This window comes from Sorangium sp. So ce131 (assembly GCF_051519095.1).
In the GTDB taxonomy this organism is placed as follows: Bacteria; Myxococcota_A; Polyangia; order Polyangiales; family Polyangiaceae; genus Sorangium.
In genome coordinates, this window is sequence record NZ_CP150455.1 from 645,994 (window position 1) to 662,941 (window position 16,948).

The 16,948-nt window shown below is 71.1% G+C and carries 6 protein-coding genes and 1 CRISPR repeat array (1 of these 7 cut by a window edge); all 6 genes read left to right on the top strand.

The window, feature by feature from the left end; genetic code table 11:
* The first annotated feature begins 180 nt into the window (after positions 1–180).
* The 6 genes from cas7g (at position 181) to cas2 (ending at position 9,575) form a co-directional block, all read left to right on the top strand.
* Positions 181–1,455, top strand: a complete 1,275-nt coding sequence (gene cas7g / locus WMF43_RS02430) for a type I-G CRISPR-associated RAMP protein Csb1/Cas7g (RefSeq protein ID WP_437677225.1) — start codon at positions 181–183, stop codon at positions 1,453–1,455.
* Entirely contained in the window at positions 1,455–3,149 is a 1,695-nt protein-coding gene (gene csb2, locus WMF43_RS02435; RefSeq protein ID WP_437677227.1) for a type I-G CRISPR-associated protein Csb2, read from the top strand. Before cas7g ends, csb2 begins: the two co-directional genes overlap by 1 nt.
* On the top strand, positions 3,142–6,120 hold the full coding sequence (cas3g, locus tag WMF43_RS02440) for a type I-G CRISPR-associated helicase/endonuclease Cas3g (protein WP_437677229.1): 2,979 nt from the start codon (positions 3,142–3,144) through the stop codon (positions 6,118–6,120). Before csb2 ends, cas3g begins: the two co-directional genes overlap by 8 nt.
* The gene (locus tag WMF43_RS02445; protein WP_437677231.1) at positions 6,117–7,055 is read left to right on the top strand and encodes a type I-G CRISPR-associated protein, Cas3-extension family; all 939 of its coding nucleotides are present in this window, start codon (positions 6,117–6,119) and stop codon (positions 7,053–7,055) included. Before cas3g ends, WMF43_RS02445 begins: the two co-directional genes overlap by 4 nt.
* A gap of 142 nt (positions 7,056–7,197) precedes the next feature.
* Positions 7,198–9,231, top strand: a complete 2,034-nt coding sequence (gene cas1, locus WMF43_RS02450; RefSeq protein ID WP_437677232.1) for a CRISPR-associated endonuclease Cas1 — start codon at positions 7,198–7,200, stop codon at positions 9,229–9,231.
* Positions 9,232–9,284: 53 nt separating this feature from the next.
* On the top strand, positions 9,285–9,575 hold the full coding sequence (cas2, locus tag WMF43_RS02455) for a CRISPR-associated endonuclease Cas2 (protein WP_437677234.1): 291 nt from the start codon (positions 9,285–9,287) through the stop codon (positions 9,573–9,575).
* 909 nt (positions 9,576–10,484) lie between these two features.
* A CRISPR array of direct repeats spans positions 10,485–16,948; the repeat unit is 36 nt; unit sequence CCTTCCGCCGCTGAAAGGCGGCGGCCCCATTGAAGC; it runs 347 nt beyond the window's last position.

Consider the following 16,948-nt stretch of genomic DNA (forward strand, 5'->3'; position numbering starts at 1 on the left):
CCGACGGGTGGGTGAACGAGACCGCTCCGCGCGCTGATCGGGGCAGTCCTCGGCACCAGCGACCAAGCTCGCCGGGATCATGACGGAGTACGGTATTCTGGACCGGCGTCGCCGCTCGCGCGGGCCCACGCGCTTCACACGTCCTGTCGTTCTTCAGCCTGCTCCGCCCACGGAGGACCGATGCGATCTCTCGATCTCGACACCCTCACGAACGCCGTCGCCGGCGGCGCCGCCGCCATCCGCGCGATCACGCGCCTCGAGCCCGCGGGAGGCCCCGGAGACAAGGTCTTCCCGCCGACCTACGTGAAGGAGCGCAGCGCCACCACGAAGTACGCGATGGAGCCGCGGCGCATCGACGGACGCGAGGTGACTACCGTGCTCCTCGACTCGGTCGCTTCCCAGGCAAACCGCTTCGAGGAGGCGCTGCTGGAGGGATGGCGGCGAGGGGAGCTCCCCTTCCCGGTCGTGCAGGTCGACTTCTCCAACGAGGAGGGGCTCGCGGACCTCGAGCAGATCACCGCGCTCCAGGCCCCGCACCGCATCGCTGACGCGCTCCTTCGCGACAGCGTGCTGGGCGGCACGCCCTTCCGTCACACGGCCGTCGGCAAGGAGGTGACCGACGCGCGCCCGACCCACGCGACGGCCATGTTCAAATACTGCCCAACAGCGCTCGTGCTGGGCGTGTGGGACAGCACCGGGCCGAAGGGCGGCATGGGCGCGAAGTTCCAGCGTTGCCTCGTCTCCGAGATCGTCGGGATCGACGTCGCGACGGGCGTCAAGACGGCGAGCCGCCTCGACCCTGCCAGCATCCAGACGAAGGCAGGACCGGTCTTCAAGCACAAGGACCCGAGCCAGGACTGGACCGTCGACCCGAAGGACGCCGAGCTTTCCAAGGGCAAGCCGGTCGAGTTCTCGCGCAGCGGCGGTGACGGCAAGAAGGGCTCTCCGTCGGCCATCAACCACGGGAACATCCCGCCGAGCATCGACGGGGAGGCGGGCGGGGTGACCATGAGCCACGCCGTGCAGACCACCGTGCTCTCGCTCGGCGCCCTCCGCCGCCTGCGCTTCCAGACCGCCTGCTCGGGCGAGCGCCTGCCGGCCGAGCAGCGCGACGCGGCCGAGGCGGCGGCGCGCACCGCCCTCGCCGCGCTGGCGCTCGCCGCGATCGTCTACCAGCGCGACCAGGGCTACGATCTCCGCTCGCGCTCCCTCCTCGTCCCGAAAGAGCCCCTCCTCTTCGAGCTCATCGGACGAGACGGCGGCGAGCCGGAGCGCTTCTCCCTCTCTCGGGCCGAGGCAGCGGCCCTGCTGAAGGGCGCCGAGCACAAAGCGCGGCAGCTCGGCCTCGGCTGGGATCCGAAGCCGATCACGCTCACGCCGGCGCCGAAGCTCGCTGGCCTCATCCGGAAGAGCCGCGAGCTGGCGGCGCGCGGCGAGGCCGAGGGCGAGGGCTGATGCTCGCGATCGAGGTCGCCCTGCTGACCGGTCGTTACGTGGCGACCGCGATCGACGACCGCGGTCGGGCCGAGTGGCCGCCGCACCCGGCGAGGCTGTTCTCGGCCCTCGTCGCGGCGCACTTCGAAGCGCCCGACCCTCAGTCCGAGGACGAGCGCGCCGCGCTGGAGTGGCTGGAGCAGCAGGGCCCCCCCGAGATCTCGGCCCCCGAGGCCGCCGCGCGGGAGGTCGTGACCGTGTTCGTGCCGGTGAACGACACGAGCGTGGTCGGCTCGCTCGACGACGAGGCGTTCACGGTACGCGAGGCACGCGCCGAGCTCGACGCCGTGCGGCCGAAGGGCGGCAAGCCGCTCGCCGCCGCGGAGAAGAAGCTCGCCAAGGCCGAGTCGCGCTTTCTGGATGCCGTGCGCAAGGCGATCGCGCCCGTCCCGGCGGGGAAGGAGGGAAAAGACGGGCCGGGCAAGGCCGAGTCGCTCCTGCCCGACCGCCGGACGAGGCAGCCGCGCACCTTCCCGTCGAGTTCACCCTCCGAGGTGGGCCCCGCCGTGCCCCGCATCGTCTTCGCATGGCCGAGCGCGGACCCCACACCCGGGCAGCGCGCGACGCTGGACGCGCTCGCCGCGCGTGTGACGCGGCTCGGGCACTCCTCGTCGCTCGTGACGGTCCGTGTGCGCAACGATCGCCCCGAGGCGACCTGGATCCCGGACGACGTCGGCCCGGGCCGCGCCGGCGACGAGGCGGTGCTCCGCGTCGTCGGTCCAGGCCAGCTGGACGCCCTCTGCGAGGCCTTCGAGCTCCAGGCCGACGCGCCCGGACGGGTCATGCCGGCGTCGTTCCAGCGCTACGTCCGGCCTCGCGTCGCCGGCGAGGCGAACGCGCCGGCGACCCGGTTCGGCGACGGGTGGATCGTCCTGCGTCGTCGTGCCGGCCCGCGCCTGCCCTCGTCCCGGGCCGTCGACGTCGCCCGCACCGTGCGCAAGGCGATGATGGCGTCCTACGGCCCCGGCGCGCCCGAGATCCTCTCGGGGCACCACGCGTCCGGCGGCCCGAGCGAGCGCCCCCACCTCGCGTATGTCCCGCTGCCGTTCGTCGGCAGCGAGCACGCCGACGGCACGATCCTCGGCGTGGCGCTGGTCCTGCCGCGGGACGCGACGCGCGACGAGCGGCTCGCCGTCTACCGTGCGCTGGACGCCTGGCAGCGGCAGCGGCGCGACGGCGATGAGGAGTCGCCGCGGCTCCCGGTCTACCTCGGCAGGGCCGGCGAGCTCGTCCTCGAGCGGCTGGAAGAGCAGGCGTCCCAGTCGACCTTGCGGCCGGCGACGTGGTGCGCCGAGGCCGCATCCTGGGCCAGCGCCACGCCGGTCGCGCTCGATCGCAACCCGGGTGATCTCGGCGCGCGTGATCCGCGAAAGGAGGCCGCGGCCTACGCCGACGCGGAGGCGACCGTCGCCACGGCGTGCGAGCGGATCGGCCTGCCACGCCCGGCGCGCGTGACGGTCGTGCCGGCGGCGCCGCTCGCGGGCGCCGACAAGGCCCGGCACTTCCCGCCGTTCCAGGCGGGCACGCCTCCCCTGCAGCGCGTCCTGGTGCACGCGACGCTCACGTTCGACGTGCCGGTGAGGGGGCCGATCCTGATCGGCGCCGGACGTTACTTCGGCCTCGGCCTCTTCCGGCCGCTGAGGGGACATGGCTGAGCTCTCGCCCGGCGACTTCGCCGCGTACTTCGAGGCGATCCACCGTGCCGCGCCGTTTCCATGGCAGGCGAGGCTGCTCGCCGAGGTCGCGCGCGAGGGGAGCTGGCCCGCGTTGCTCGATCTGCCCACGGGCACGGGCAAGACGGCGGCGATCGACGTCGCGCTCTTCCACCTCGCGCTCGACGCCGCGTCGCCGCCGGCGCAGCGTAAGGCCCCGCGGCGCATCGTGATGGTCGTGGACCGGCGGACGGTCGTCGATCAGGCTTTCGAGCGCGCGAAGGCGGTCGCCGCGGCGCTGGTCGGCGCGCGGGACGGCGTCCTTCGCGCGGTGGCCGATCGGCTCCGGGCGCTCGCCGGTCTCCGGGAGGACGAGGCGCCGCTCGCGCTGGCGCAGCTCCGCGGCGGCATGCCGCGGGACGACGCGTGGGCGAGGAGGCCCGATCAGCCGCTCGTGGCCGTCTCGACCGTGGACCAGGTCGGCTCGCGGCTGCTCTTCCGCGGCTACGGCGTGAGCGACGCCATGCGCCCGATCCACGCGGGGCTGCTCGGCAACGACGCGCTCCTGCTGCTCGACGAGGTGCACCTGTCGCAGCCCTTCCGCGAGACGTTGACCTCGCTGCGCCGGTACCGCGCGTGGGCGCGCCGCGAGCTGCCGGATCGATGGCAGTTCGTCGAGATGTCGGCCACGCCGGGCGGCGCGTCGGCCGCGCCGGGCGGCGGCCGCCTGTTCGCGTTGAATGAGGACGATCATCGCGACGAGCGGCTCGCGAAGCGGCTCCGAGCGAAGAAGCTGGTCGCGCTCGCGGAGGTGAAGGTGAGCGGCGGAGAGGACGCGAGGCGAGCGGCGTTCGCCGAGGCGTGCTCCGACCATGCCCTGCGCTTCGTGGCGCCCGGGCGCGCTGTCGGCGTCATCGTCAACCGCGTCGCCACGGCGCGCGAGGTGGTCGCCGCGATCCGGAGGCGGGCCGGCGACGGCGCCGACGTCGTCCTCGTCACGGGCCGCATGCGCCCGCTCGACAGGGACGACCTCGACGCCAGGATCGGTCCACTCCTCCGCTCAGGCCGTGCGCGCGACGCGACCGCGCGCCCGCTGGTCATCGTCGCAACGCAGTGCATCGAGGCGGGCGCCGACTTCGATCTCGACGCGGTGGTGACCGAGTGCGCCTCGCTCGACGCCCTCCGGCAGCGCTTCGGCCGGCTGAACCGGCTCGGCGCGATCGAGGACGCGCGCGGCGTGGTGCTGGTTCGCTCGGACGCGCTCGCCAAGGATCAGGTCGATCCGGTCTACGGCCGGGCGCTCGCCGCGACGTGGACGTGGCTCGGCGAGGCGGCGCGCGACTTCGGCATCCAGGCGACGGCCGGGACGCTGCCCGAGGGGGAGGCGCTCGACGTGTTGCTCTCGCCGAAGGCGCGCGCGCCCGTGATGCTCCCCGCCCACCTCGACGCGTGGGTGCAGACGAGGCCCGTCCCGGAGATCGATCCCGATGTCTCGCTGTGGCTTCACGGGACCGATCAGGAGCAGGCTCCCGAGGTGCAAATCGTATGGCGCGCCGATCTGACGGGCGCGCTGCTCGCGCAGGCGACGCGGGACGAGGAGGCGCGCGAGGCCTTGTTGAAGCGCGTGGAGGCGTGCGCGCCGGTCGGGCTCGAGGCGATCTCGATGCCGGCTCATGCGGTCCGCGCGTGGCTCCAGGGCGGCGCAGCGCCCGACCTCGCCGACGTCGAGGGCCGTGCGGTGGGAGAGGACGACCGGAAGCCGCGGGCCAAGCGGCTCGTGCTCCTCTGGAAGGGGGACGAGAGCCGGGTGATCGAGCCCGGCAAGCTCCACGCCGGCAGCACGATCATCGTCCCGAGCACGTACGGAGGCCTGTCCGAAGGCACCTGGGATCCTTCGTCCAGGGACCCCGTCTCGGACCTGGGCGACCGCGCTCGATGGCAGCAGACGGGGCGCCCGACGTTGCGGCTGCACCCCGACGTGATGCGGCAGCACGCGGACGTCATGGATCCCGCATGGCCGAAGCCCCCCGAACCGGCCGTGGACGAGGACTCGGATGCCGAGGATCGCGCGGCCATGGACGCGTGGCTCTCGGAGGCGAGCGCGGCGACGACCGCGGCGTCGTGGCTCGGCGGGGTCCTCAGGGCGCTCGCGGAGACGGGCAGGAGGCGCCCTGCGCTCGTGCGGATCGACGGGATCGAGCTGGTCGGCGAAGGCGGTGAGCGGCGCGTCGAGCCCGGGTACTTCGCGCTCGTCGGCCGCGTCCGCGCGCGCGACGAGGGGGCGGGCGATGTGACGACGGAGGACGACGGCGCGTCCCATACGGGCGTGGAGGTGACGCTGCGGGAGCACCTGGGCGGCGTCGCTGCGTGGGCCAGGCGGTTCGCGGAGCAGTGCGGGGTCCCGCCGGAGGTCGCGCGCGACGTCGAGCTGGCGGCGCGCTGGCATGACGCCGGGAAGGTCGATCCGAGGTTCCAGCGGATGCTCCACGGGGGGAGCGAGCTCCGGGCGGCGGTGGCGGTCGAGCCCCTCGCGAAGAGCGCGATCGTCGCCGCGGATCGCGCTGCGCGGGCCCGTGCGATCGAGCGATCCGGGTACCCGCGCGGGGCCCGGCACGAGCTCTCGTCGGTGGCGATCCTGGAGGCCTGCTCGCCGCTGACCGGCGATGCCGGTGATCGGGATCTGGTCCTGCACCTCGTGGCGTCGCATCACGGCTGGTGCCGGCCGTTCGCGCCGGTGGTGGTCGATTCGGATCCGGTCGAGCTCGCCTTCGACGCGGAGGGCGCGGTCGTGCGCGTCTCGAGCGACCACGGCCTCGCCCGGCTCGATTCGGGCATCGCGGAGCGGTTCTGGCGGCTCGTGGAGCGTTATGGCTGGTTCGGCCTGGCATGGCTCGAAGCGATCTTGCGGCTCGCGGATCACCGGCGGAGCGAGCAAGAGCAGCGCGGCGACGTCGGGGCGAGGGAGGAGAGATGACCGAGCTCCTGCTGACCGGGCTTGATGGCAAGAACCCGCTGGCGTTCCTCGCGGCGCTGGGCGTGCTCAACGCGCTCGCCGACCGGGTGAAGGAGGGGCAGCCGGAGCCGAGGCTGCTCTGGCGTGCCGGCGGCACGTACAGGCCGGCGATCCTGGGCGGCCCAGAGCGCGACGTGTTGCTCGACGTGCTCGTGAAGGATCTGGAGAGCTTCCGGGGAGAGCCCGCCATCGAGCGGCTGCGGTATCGCAAGGACGGCGACGGGGCCGAGGCGCACGATTTGAAGCCGCCTCCGCTGCACTTTGCGAGATACCTGCGCGACCTGGTGAGCGAGGATGTGCGGCGGAGCCTCGCCTTCGCCGCCGCGTTCGCGACGGACGTGGCGGTGGACAACAACGGCAACACGAAGCCGACCGCGCTCCATTTCACCGCGGGGCAGCAGGAGTTCCTCGGGATGGTGAGCGAGCTCGTGCAGGGCGTGCGCGCGGAGGATCTGGAAGAGGCCTTGTTCGGGCCGTGGCGCTACGAGCGACCGTTGCCGGTGCTCCAGTGGGACAACACCTCGGCGCGCGACTATGCGCTTCGCGCGAGCGATCCGTCGAAGGACAAGAAGCTCGGCGTGCCGGGCGCGGACTGGCTGGCGTTCCGGGGCCTGCCGTTCTTCCGGGTGGCGCCCGTCGGCGACCGCATCGTGACGGCCAGTTGCAGCGGCGAGTGGAAGACGGGCACGTTCCGGTGGCCGATCTGGACGGTCCCGCTTCCGCGCTCGGTCATCGGCTCCGTCGTCACCTCGCCGGAGGTGTTCGAGGTGGACCCGCACGTCCTGCGCGCTCGCGGGATCGCCATCGTGTTCGAGTCCGCGATCCGGCGGAGCGATCAGGGCGGCTACGGCAGCTTCGCGCCGGCGCGCATGGCGCGCCCTGCCCGGGAAGCCTGATTGTGAAGAGGGGGTCGATCAAGCGCGAGTGCGCGTGGATTACGCCAGGTCGCTTGTAGTTATCACCTTTTCTTTTGTCCCTCTGATCCTTGACCGTCGCGGAGACCCCACGTTGTATGGCCTCGAAAGGGGTGGTGTGGGGATGGCGCGAGTTGCTGAGGGAGTGGCGGGCGAGTCGAGCGAGCCGCTGATCCGAGCAAAGCCGCTCCCGCGGCGGTTGCCGGTGTCGGGAGCGCCGCCGGAGCTGGTGCCGGCGCGGATGATCAACGAGGTGCTGTATTGCGAGCGCCTGCTCTACCTCGAGTGGGCGCAGGGCGAGTTCGAGGACAACGTGTTCACGGTCGAGGGCCGGAGCGTGCACCGGCGCGCGGACGTCGCCGGCGGCGAGCTGCCGCCGCTGCAGCAGCCGGAGGCGGCGAGCGCGGGCGGTGGCGCTGGCGTGGAGCCGGGCGCGGCGACGCGCTCGCCGGCGCCGCCGCGGCGCGCGCCGGGGAAGCGGGCCGGCAGCGACGAGGAGGGCGAGGAGCCGGCGCCGTACGAGGCGCGCAGCGTGTGGCTGTCGTCGGAGCGGCTCGGCATCACCGCGAAGATCGACGTGGTCGAGGGCGACGCATCGGGGCGGCTTGTGCCGATAGAGTACAAGCGCGGCCACGCGCCGGACGTGCCCGGGGGCGCGTACCTGCCGGAGCGTGCACAGCTCTGCGCGCACGTGCTGCTCCTGCGCGAGCACGGGTATACGTGCGACGAGGCGGCGATCTACTTCGCGGCGTCGCGCCGGCGGATCGCGATCGCGATCGACGAGGCGCTGATCGCCGCGACGCAGGCCGCCGCGGCGCGCGCGCGGGAGGTGACGGGCGCCGCGGCCATGCCGCCGCCGCTCGTGGACAGCCGGAAGTGCAACGGCTGCTCGCTGGTGGGGATCTGCCTGCCCGACGAGACGAACCTCTTGCGGCGCCTGGACGGGGAGGATCTCGACGCGGCGGCGGAGGACGCGCCGAGCGAGGCGGAGGGGGCGGGGGAGGGGGAGATCGAGGGCCCGCTGGAGGTGGATCCGTGGGGGCTCGTCGGCGCGGCGAGCGCGGAGGCGGGCGAGGCGGTCGCGGAGGCGAGGCCCGGAGAGGGCGCGCTGGTGGGCGAGGTGGAGCTCCGGCGGCTGCACCCGGCGCGCGACGACAAGCTCCCCGTGTACGTGCAGGAGCAGGGGGCGCGCATCGGGCTCTCGGGGGAGCGGCTCGTGATCCACAGCCGGACCGGGGGGCAGACCGAGGCGCGGCTCTCGAACACGTCGCAGGTCGCGCTGCTCGGCAACGTGCAGATCTCGACGCAGGCGACGCGGGCGCTGCTGGAGCGGGGGATCCCGCTCTGCTTCATGACCTACGGCGGGTATTACCTGGGCCGCGCGACGGGGCTCGAGTCGAGGAACGTGGAGCTCCGGGTCGCCCAGCACCGGGCGGCGGCGGACGAGGCGTTCTGTCTGTCGTTCGCGCGCGGCGTGGTGGTGTCGAAGATCAAGAACGCGCGGACGATGCTCCGGCGCAACCACGCGGCGCCCGAGGCGGCGGTGCTGTCGGAGCTCGACCAGCTCGCGCGCAAGGCCGCGGAAGCGCCGTCGCTGCCGTCGCTGCTCGGGCTGGAGGGGTCGGCCGCGCGCGTGTACTTCGGGGCGTTCACCGGCATGCTGAAGGGCGCGGACGAGGTGAAGGGCGCCTTCGATCTCGACGGGCGGAACCGGCGGCCGCCGCGCGATCCGGTGAACGCGATGCTGTCGCTCGCGTACGCGCTGCTCGCGAAGGAGCTCGCGGTGACGCTGGGCACGGTCGGGCTGGATCCGCTGCTCGGGTTCTACCACCAGCCGCGCTTCGGGCGGCCGGCGCTGGCGCTCGACCTGATGGAGGAGTTCCGGCCGATCGTCGCGGACTCGGTGGTCGTGGCGGCGATCAACAACGAGGTGGTCGCGCCGGACGACTTCCTGCATCACGGGGACGCGGTGGCGCTCAAGCCGGCGGGGCGGAAGAAGTTCCTGACGGCCTACGAGCGGCGGATGGATCAGCTCGTGACACACCCGGTGTTCGGATACCGGATCAGCTACCGGAGGGTGCTGGAGGTGCAGGCGCGGCTGCTCGCGCGGGTGCTGCTCGGGGAGGTCGCGGCGTATCCGTCGTTCCGGACGCGGTGAGGGGCGCGAGGGATGAGGGGGCGAGCGGACAGGGAGAAGAAAGGGAGGCCGGCGTGAGGCAGAGCTACATCGTGAGCTACGACGTCTGCGATCCGAAGCGGCTGCGCAAGATCTTCAAGGCGATGCGCGGGTACGGGGACTGGCTGCAGCTGTCCGTGTGGCAGTGCGAGCTGAGCCGGCGGGAGCTCGTGGAGCTGCGGCGCGACCTCGGGCAGATCATCGACGCGCGGACGGACCAGGTGCTGATCATCGACATCGGGCCGGCAAACGGGCGGGCCGTGGGCGCGATCGCGTCGCTCGGACGGGCGTACGTGCCGTCCGAGCGGGTGGCGGTGGTGGTGTGAGATGCCGCGGCTGAGGGGCGCGGGGGGGACGGGGGAAACGGGAGGGAGGATCCCGGGCGTCGGTGGCCGCCGTCGGCGCGGTGGGTGAGCCGAGCCGGGGGCGGCCGCGGCAGCGGCGGCGGTAAAGCTGGGCCGGGCAGGTGTCGCATGCAGGCCAGGCGCGTCCGGCAGGACGTGAGGAAGAGGCGGGGCGCACCGCCGCGCGCGGTGGACAGGGCGAGGCGGCAAGGCGTCGATCCGAGCCTGCGTGCACCAGGCACGTGCGAGGGGGCACGGGCGAGCGCATACGGAGCGCGGCACAGGAGACGCCTCGATCGGGAGAGCCGTGCCCCGGCGCGGGCGACGCGTGAGGCACGTCGGACGGAGGAAGCCCCGCCGCGGACGCCGAGGTGCCGAGAGCACTGGACGGAATCCCCTGGCGGAGCGTGTTGCCTCCCCGGGTCGGAAGGCGAGCGCCCCGCGGGGGTTGACGCGGACGAGCTGGGCGACGAGTGCGGCGAGCCGGGGGCTGACGCGGGCGACCTGGGGGAGGAGTCGCGCGAGCTGGGGATGCGACGGTGCGAGGCGGGGGCGAGATGAGAGGAGGTGGGGGCTACGGCGCGGCAGGCGGGGGGGCAAGCTGCGGGGGTGGGGGCAAGAGCGGCAAGGCGCTCCGGGAGAGCGGAAGGGCGGGGTGAGGAGGGAAGGGGGCATGGTAGAAGGAGGAGGGCGGACCGGCTGCGAGCGGTGGAGTGACGCGAAAAACCCGGGGGGCGCACGCAACGCCGGCAGGTGTTTGAAATGATGGAGGATTTGGGGGGAGCCGGGGGCGCGCGGAGGGCCGCCGGCGACCCCGGAGGGAGGGTGGAACGGGAACCTCTCGCAAACCGGGTTGCAAGTACGCGAAATGTTTCGTAGCCTGCGAGGGCTCCTTCCGCCGCTGAAAGGCGGCGGCCCCATTGAAGCAGGAGCATCAGTTGGATCTCCTTGGGCGGAGGCTCCAACCCTTCCGCCGCTGAAAGGCGGCGGCCCCATTGAAACTTGCCCTCGTAGCTGCACTTCTTGCAGTTCGGGTACCTTCCGCCGCTGAAAGGCGGCGGCCCCATTGAAGCCCCTAGGCGCTTGGCACACCCATTGCCCTCGGAGACTGGCCTTCCGCCGCTGAAAGGCGGCGGCCCCATTGAAGCGGCACCCGTGTCCGAGGTGTTACCCTCGCTCGCGAGCCTTCCGCCGCTGAAAGGCGGCGGCCCCATTGAAGCGAGGTGCTCCTTCAGCGACTGCTCAGCGGCCGGGTAGACCTTCCGCCGCTGAAAGGCGGCGGCCCCATTGAAGCTAAGGGTTGTCCGCACAAGGCACTGTGCCCTCGGTCCCTTCCGCCGCTGAAAGGCGGCGGCCCCATTGAAGCGTGCATCGAACAGGCAGACCCCGAGCCTTCGTCATCCCTTCCGCCGCTGAAAGGCGGCGGCCCCATTGAAGCAGCAGGCCCGGCCCGAGCTCCCGCAGGAACGCGGCGCCTTCCGCCGCTGAAAGGCGGCGGCCCCATTGAAGCATCAAAAAGGCCGCCCTCGGCAAGGGGCCGGTCGGCCTTCCGCCGCTGAAAGGCGGCGGCCCCATTGAAGCGTCCTCATTCTTGCGGGCGCGACGGGCTGTATCGTTTCCTTCCGCCGCTGAAAGGCGGCGGCCCCATTGAAGCCCGTCACGGGTGCGAGGGTACGCGCGACCCGGGCGGGTGCCTTCCGCCGCTGAAAGGCGGCGGCCCCATTGAAGCCGTCGAGAGGTTCGGGTGACGGCTCCAACTCGGGGCCTTCCGCCGCTGAAAGGCGGCGGCCCCATTGAAGCATTAGCCAGCCGTAAAGAGGCGGATCGTGCGCACCGGCCTTCCGCCGCTGAAAGGCGGCGGCCCCATTGAAGCCTCGTCCAGCCCGGCGAGGATAAGACGGTCTGCTCTTCCTTCCGCCGCTGAAAGGCGGCGGCCCCATTGAAGCCGGCGACACCTGGGGTAACCCGAGCTTCGCCCCGAACTCGCCTTCCGCCGCTGAAAGGCGGCGGCCCCATTGAAGCGAGGTTTACGCCATCCTCCGGACCGGGTAATCGAGAAATCCTTCCGCCGCTGAAAGGCGGCGGCCCCATTGAAGCGTCATGGAGCCTCAAGAACAAGGAACGGCGCGGACGATTCCCTTCCGCCGCTGAAAGGCGGCGGCCCCATTGAAGCATCTCGACCGCTCCGATCTTCCCCTGACCCGCGATGACCTTCCGCCGCTGAAAGGCGGCGGCCCCATTGAAGCTCACCCTTGACGAAAATCGGCTTCATCTCATCCTCCACCTTCCGCCGCTGAAAGGCGGCGGCCCCATTGAAGCATGGAACTGCTGCTGCACCATCTTGTGGATTGCCTTTCCTTCCGCCGCTGAAAGGCGGCGGCCCCATTGAAGCCGCTTCCTCCGGCCGCCGCGCCCCGTCACCGCCCGACCCTTCCGCCGCTGAAAGGCGGCGGCCCCATTGAAGCTGGGCGGACGCGATCGAGGCGGAGACAGAGAGGGCGCTCCTCCTTCCGCCGCTGAAAGGCGGCGGCCCCATTGAAGCCGACTTGAGCTTGTCTGCTGCGTTCATGCCCATGGCCTTCCGCCGCTGAAAGGCGGCGGCCCCATTGAAGCGCCGAGTAGGTCAGCCCACCGAGCACCAGCAGCGCCTTTCTTCCGCCGCTGAAAGGCGGCGGCCCCATTGAAGCCCGATCGTGTCGCACCGCTGGTTGGCCTCGGCGGTGTCCTTCCGCCGCTGAAAGGCGGCGGCCCCATTGAAGCGTGAAGCCGGGTGGCCGAGGAAACGGCGTTGGCTTCCTTCCGCCGCTGAAAGGCGGCGGCCCCATTGAAGCTACGAGTTCAACAGCCGCGACATCGAGGCATCGCGCCCCCTTCCGCCGCTGAAAGGCGGCGGCCCCATTGAAGCAGGCACCTCGGGTCGTCCACGAAGATGCCGGCGATCCTTCCGCCGCTGAAAGGCTGCGGCCCCATTGAAGCCACGCGTTCGTCGCGTAGCAAAAGAACGCCTTGCCGTCCTTCCGCCGCTGAAAGGCGGCGGCCCCATTGAAGCCGCCCCTGCATGGTGCCGGCTTGCCGTTCCTTACCTTCCTTCCGCCGCTGAAAGGCGGCGGCCCCATTGAAGCTTGTGCTCGCGAAGCGCCGCGATCACGTCGTCAGCGCCTTCCGCCGCTGAAAGGCGGCGGCCCCATTGAAGCTCGTACCTGCCCGAAGCGACCCACCCGCCCGTGGTCACCCTTCCGCCGCTGAAAGGCGGCGGCCCCATTGAAGCGCAAACAAGAAGGAGGGTGGCGGGTCTACCGCTTCCGGCCTTCCGCCGCTGAAAGGCGGCGGCCCCATTGAAGCGTTGGGCGTACCGTTGGCGGAACCGTTGCGCATCAGCCTTCCGCCGCTGAAAGGCGGCGGCCCCATTGAAGCAAGTGCTTGCACCGTCGCTTGAACTCGTCCTCGTCCCCTTCCGCCGCTGAAAGGCGGCGGCCCCATTGAAGCAGGTGGATCGGGACGAGGGACAGCGGGAGCTTGTGCGCGCCTTCCGCCGCTGAAAGGCGGCGGCCCCATTGAAGCAGGAGCGTCGCGCGGAGCTCGGTGCCGCCGCCCTTGCCCGGCCTTCCGCCGCTGAAAGGCGGCGGCCCCATTGAAGCGACGTGAAGAGCTTCCCGTAGCGGAGTGCGCCGTCCTCGCCTTCCGCCGCTGAAAGGCGGCGGCCCCATTGAAGCGTGACGAAGACGCCGTTGCGCGCCTCCCACGTGCGGACCTTCCGCCGCTGAAAGGCGGCGGCCCCATTGAAGCCCGTTGAGGTAGATGGCCGCCTCAGGTCCGTTCGGCCCGCCTTCCGCCGCTGAAAGGCGGCGGCCCCATTGAAGCAAGTCCTCGAGCGGGCGGAGCTCGGGGCGCTCGTAGGGCCTTCCGCCGCTGAAAGGCGGCGGCCCCATTGAAGCCAGGCGATATGGGACGGACACAAGCACCACGAAGTGCCCTTCCGCCGCTGAAAGGCGGCGGCCCCATTGAAGCTCGCTCGTGCTCCCGCGGTAGAACAGGAGCGTTCTCCCCCTTCCGCCGCTGAAAGGCGGCGGCCCCATTGAAGCAGACACATGCCATGGACGGGTGTTGTTCCTACCCTTTCCTTCCGCCGCTGAAAGGCGGCGGCCCCATTGAAGCGTCGCCGAGCCACTGGACGAGGACCTCCCGCAGGACCTCGCCTTCCGCCGCTGAAAGGCGGCAGCCCCATTGAAGCAGCGGGAATTTGGCCTGGGTGCCGCGCGGGTCCTTGGCGCCTTCCGCCGCTGAAAGGCGGCGGCCCCATTGAAGCAACTCGTTCGTGTCCTTGCCGCCGTACTTGGTGATGCCTTCCGCCGCTGAAAGGCGGCGGCCCCATTGAAGCATCTGGATCGCGACCGCCATCGGCGCCGAGCATAGCCCCTTCCGCCGCTGAAAGGCGGCGGCCCCATTGAAGCGATGAGGCGGCCGACGCGGACCCGTTTGCGGCCGAGGACCTTCCGCCGCTGAAAGGCGGCGGCCCCATTGAAGCCGCAGGCGCGCCCCCGGCCCGTTCGAATCGAAGACCCTTCCGCCGCTGAAAGGCGGCGGCCCCATTGAAGCGTACCGCTGCGCCGCGGGGTCGTTCTTCGGGGAGGGCCCTTCCGCCGCTGAAAGGCGGCGGCCCCATTGAAGCGTGTTGTTGCCTGTGACGGCCGCGTTGTCGCACACGAACCTTCCGCCGCTGAAAGGCGGCGGCCCCATTGAAGCAAGGCGCTGTCCCGCCCGTTCGGGAAGTCGCTCTTCAGCCCTTCCGCCGCTGAAAGGCGGCGGTCCCATTGAAGCTAGAACGTGTACGACTCGCGGTACTTGTTGGCCACGTCCCTTCCGCCGCTGAAAGGCGGCGGCCCCATTGAAGCATGTCGATCGCCATGTTGACCTCCACCTGGGTCCACCCCTTCCGCCGCTGAAAGGCGGCGGCCCCATTGAAGCGCCTCCATGTCGCGCGCCGGACACGCCGGCGGCGCGTGATCCTTCCGCCGCTGAAAGGCGGCGGCCCCATTGAAGCAGTTCCTCGCCCGCCAGAAAGGGCAAGGTTCGGATGCCTTCCGCCGCTGAAAGGCGGCGGCCCCATTGAAGCCGAAACCCACGCGCCGCGACCGGCTGGACGCCGCAGGAGGCCTTCCGCCGCTGAAAGGCGGCGGCCCCATTGAAGCCATGTGGTCCCTCGCGGTCTCAGTCGAGCTTCAGCAGCCTTCCGCCGCTGAAAGGCGGCGGCCCCATTGAAGCGGGACCAGAGAGACCGACGCCTTCCCGCTGTACCCGTTCGCCTTCCGCCGCTGAAAGGCGGCGGCCCCATTGAAGCGAGATTGGCCCCCCCGGCGGGGCCGTTCGCGTACCTGCCTTCCGCCGCTGAAAGGCGGCGGCCCCATTGAAGCCGCAACGGCGGAGTCGACGGCTTCGCGCCGCGTGGTGTCCTTCCGCCGCTGAAAGGCGGCGGCCCCATTGAAGCTTGCCGGTGACGCGCTCGCAGTCCGCCTCGGTGTAGCCCTTCCGCCGCTGAAAGGCGGCGGCCCCATTGAAGCTAGAGGTTGACCGCGCCGTGTCTACGTCCGGAGACCCTTCCGCCGCTGAAAGGCGGCGGCCCCATTGAAGCCTGGCGCAACAGAGCCTCTATCCAGAGCGTAGCCTCTGCCTTCCGCCGCTGAAAGGCGGCGGCCCCATTGAAGCCAAGTACCGCGACCACGTCGACCGCATCGCCCGTGAGCCTTCCGCCGCTGAAAGGCGGCGGCCCCATTGAAGCTGATGATCGTTCGTGCCGTCCTTGGCCAATGCCCTGACCTTCCGCCGCTGAAAGGCGGCGGCCCCATTGAAGCAGAGCTTCGGCGGGCATCGGGCGAGCTGCGGCCGACCTTCCGCCGCTGAAAGGCGGCGGCCCCATTGAAGCGTATCCTCCGATCGCGGCCCCGTGTCCGAGTGTCCCGCCTTCCGCCGCTGAAAGGCGGCGGCCCCATTGAAGCTCGTGGTCGACCAGCCGACCAAGCCTCGCATACAGGCCGTCCTTCCGCCGCTGAAAGGCGGCGGCCCCATTGAAGCAAGAAGGCCGGCCGCCGCATCCCGCTCGCATGCATCCGCCTTCCGCCGCTGAAAGGCGGCGGCCCCATTGAAGCCTGGACCGTCTGATCGCCTGGGGTCTCAACACATGCTTTGAGCCTTCCGCCGCTGAAAGGCGGCGGCCCCATTGAAGCAAGGTGCGTCAGGCGGCAGCCGCGAAGTGCCAGCGCGTGCTGCCTTCTGCCGCTGAAAGGCGGCGGCCCCATTGAAGCGGCCCGGTGCTGCGCGGTCCACGTGACGGACATGTTGCCTTCCGCCGCTGAAAGGCGGCGGCCCCATTGAAGCTTGCCCCTTCCACTGCGCCGGTGTCGGAGTCAGGACCCTTCCGCCGCTGAAAGGCGGCGGCCCCATTGAAGCAGGTCGGCCATCGCCTTGAGGACGTTGACCGCACCCGTCCTTCCGCCGCTGAAAGGCGGCGGCCCCATTGAAGCTGAGAGGCATCGCCGCGTGCGCGCTCTGTGGCGCTCGCCTTCCGCCGCTGAAAGGCGGCGGCCCCATTGAAGCAGCAAGCGCGCCCACGTCTCGGCACCTGCGTAATACTCCTTCCGCCGCTGAAAGGCGGCGGCCCCATTGAAGCTCGCAGGTGCGCGCGTTGTATCCGGGCTTTCCGCAGCGCCTTCCGCCGCTGAAAGGCGGCGGCCCCATTGAAGCTTGACGAACAGGTCCCAGGTGTCCAGGATCGTCTGGGCCTTCCGCCGCTGAAAGGCGGCGGCCCCATTGAAGCGTGATCACGAGGTCCGCGCACCTGTCGAGCGTCGGGCCTTCCGCCGCTGAAAGGCGGCGGCCCCATTGAAGCCGCCAGTCGCCGATCACCGTCTCGCGCGCGTCGTGGACCTTCCGCCGCTGAAAATCGGCGGCCCCATTGAAGCGTATCGGAAGCATGGGAAGAAGCGGTCCGCCGTCCCCCTTCCGCCGCTGAAAGGCGGCGGCCCCATTGAAGCCGTCGCTCCGTCACCGGGCAGGTAACCCGCGCGTACCTTCCGCCGCTGAAAGGCGGCGGCCCCAATGAAGCCAGATGGCCTTCAGCGTCGCGACCGCTGTCGTCCCGAGCCTTCCGCCGCTGAAAGGCGGCAGCCCCATTGAAGCCTGACCCGCGCGCCCTGGGACGAGGTGCGCCGGGCGATCCTTCCGCCGCTGAAAGGCGGCGGCCCCATTGAAGCTTCTCCATCTCCGCCTTGTAGGCCGCCTGTTCCTCCCCTTCCGCCGCTGAAAGGCGGCGGCCCCATTGAAGCTACCAGCCCGAAATATGAACTAGGTTACCATGAGGA

Excerpts from the sequence above, each read along its gene's own strand:
- csb2 (WP_437677227.1), top strand. The coding sequence starts at position 1,455 with ATGCTCGCGATCGAGGTCGCCCTGCTGACCGGTCGTTACGTGGCGACC.
- cas7g (WP_437677225.1), top strand. The coding sequence starts at position 181 with ATGCGATCTCTCGATCTCGACACCCTCACGAACGCCGTCGCCGGCGGC.
- cas3g (WP_437677229.1), top strand. The coding sequence starts at position 3,142 with ATGGCTGAGCTCTCGCCCGGCGACTTCGCCGCGTACTTCGAGGCGATC.
- cas1 (WP_437677232.1), top strand. The coding sequence starts at position 7,198 with ATGGCGCGAGTTGCTGAGGGAGTGGCGGGCGAGTCGAGCGAGCCGCTG.
- WMF43_RS02445 (WP_437677231.1), top strand. The coding sequence starts at position 6,117 with ATGACCGAGCTCCTGCTGACCGGGCTTGATGGCAAGAACCCGCTGGCG.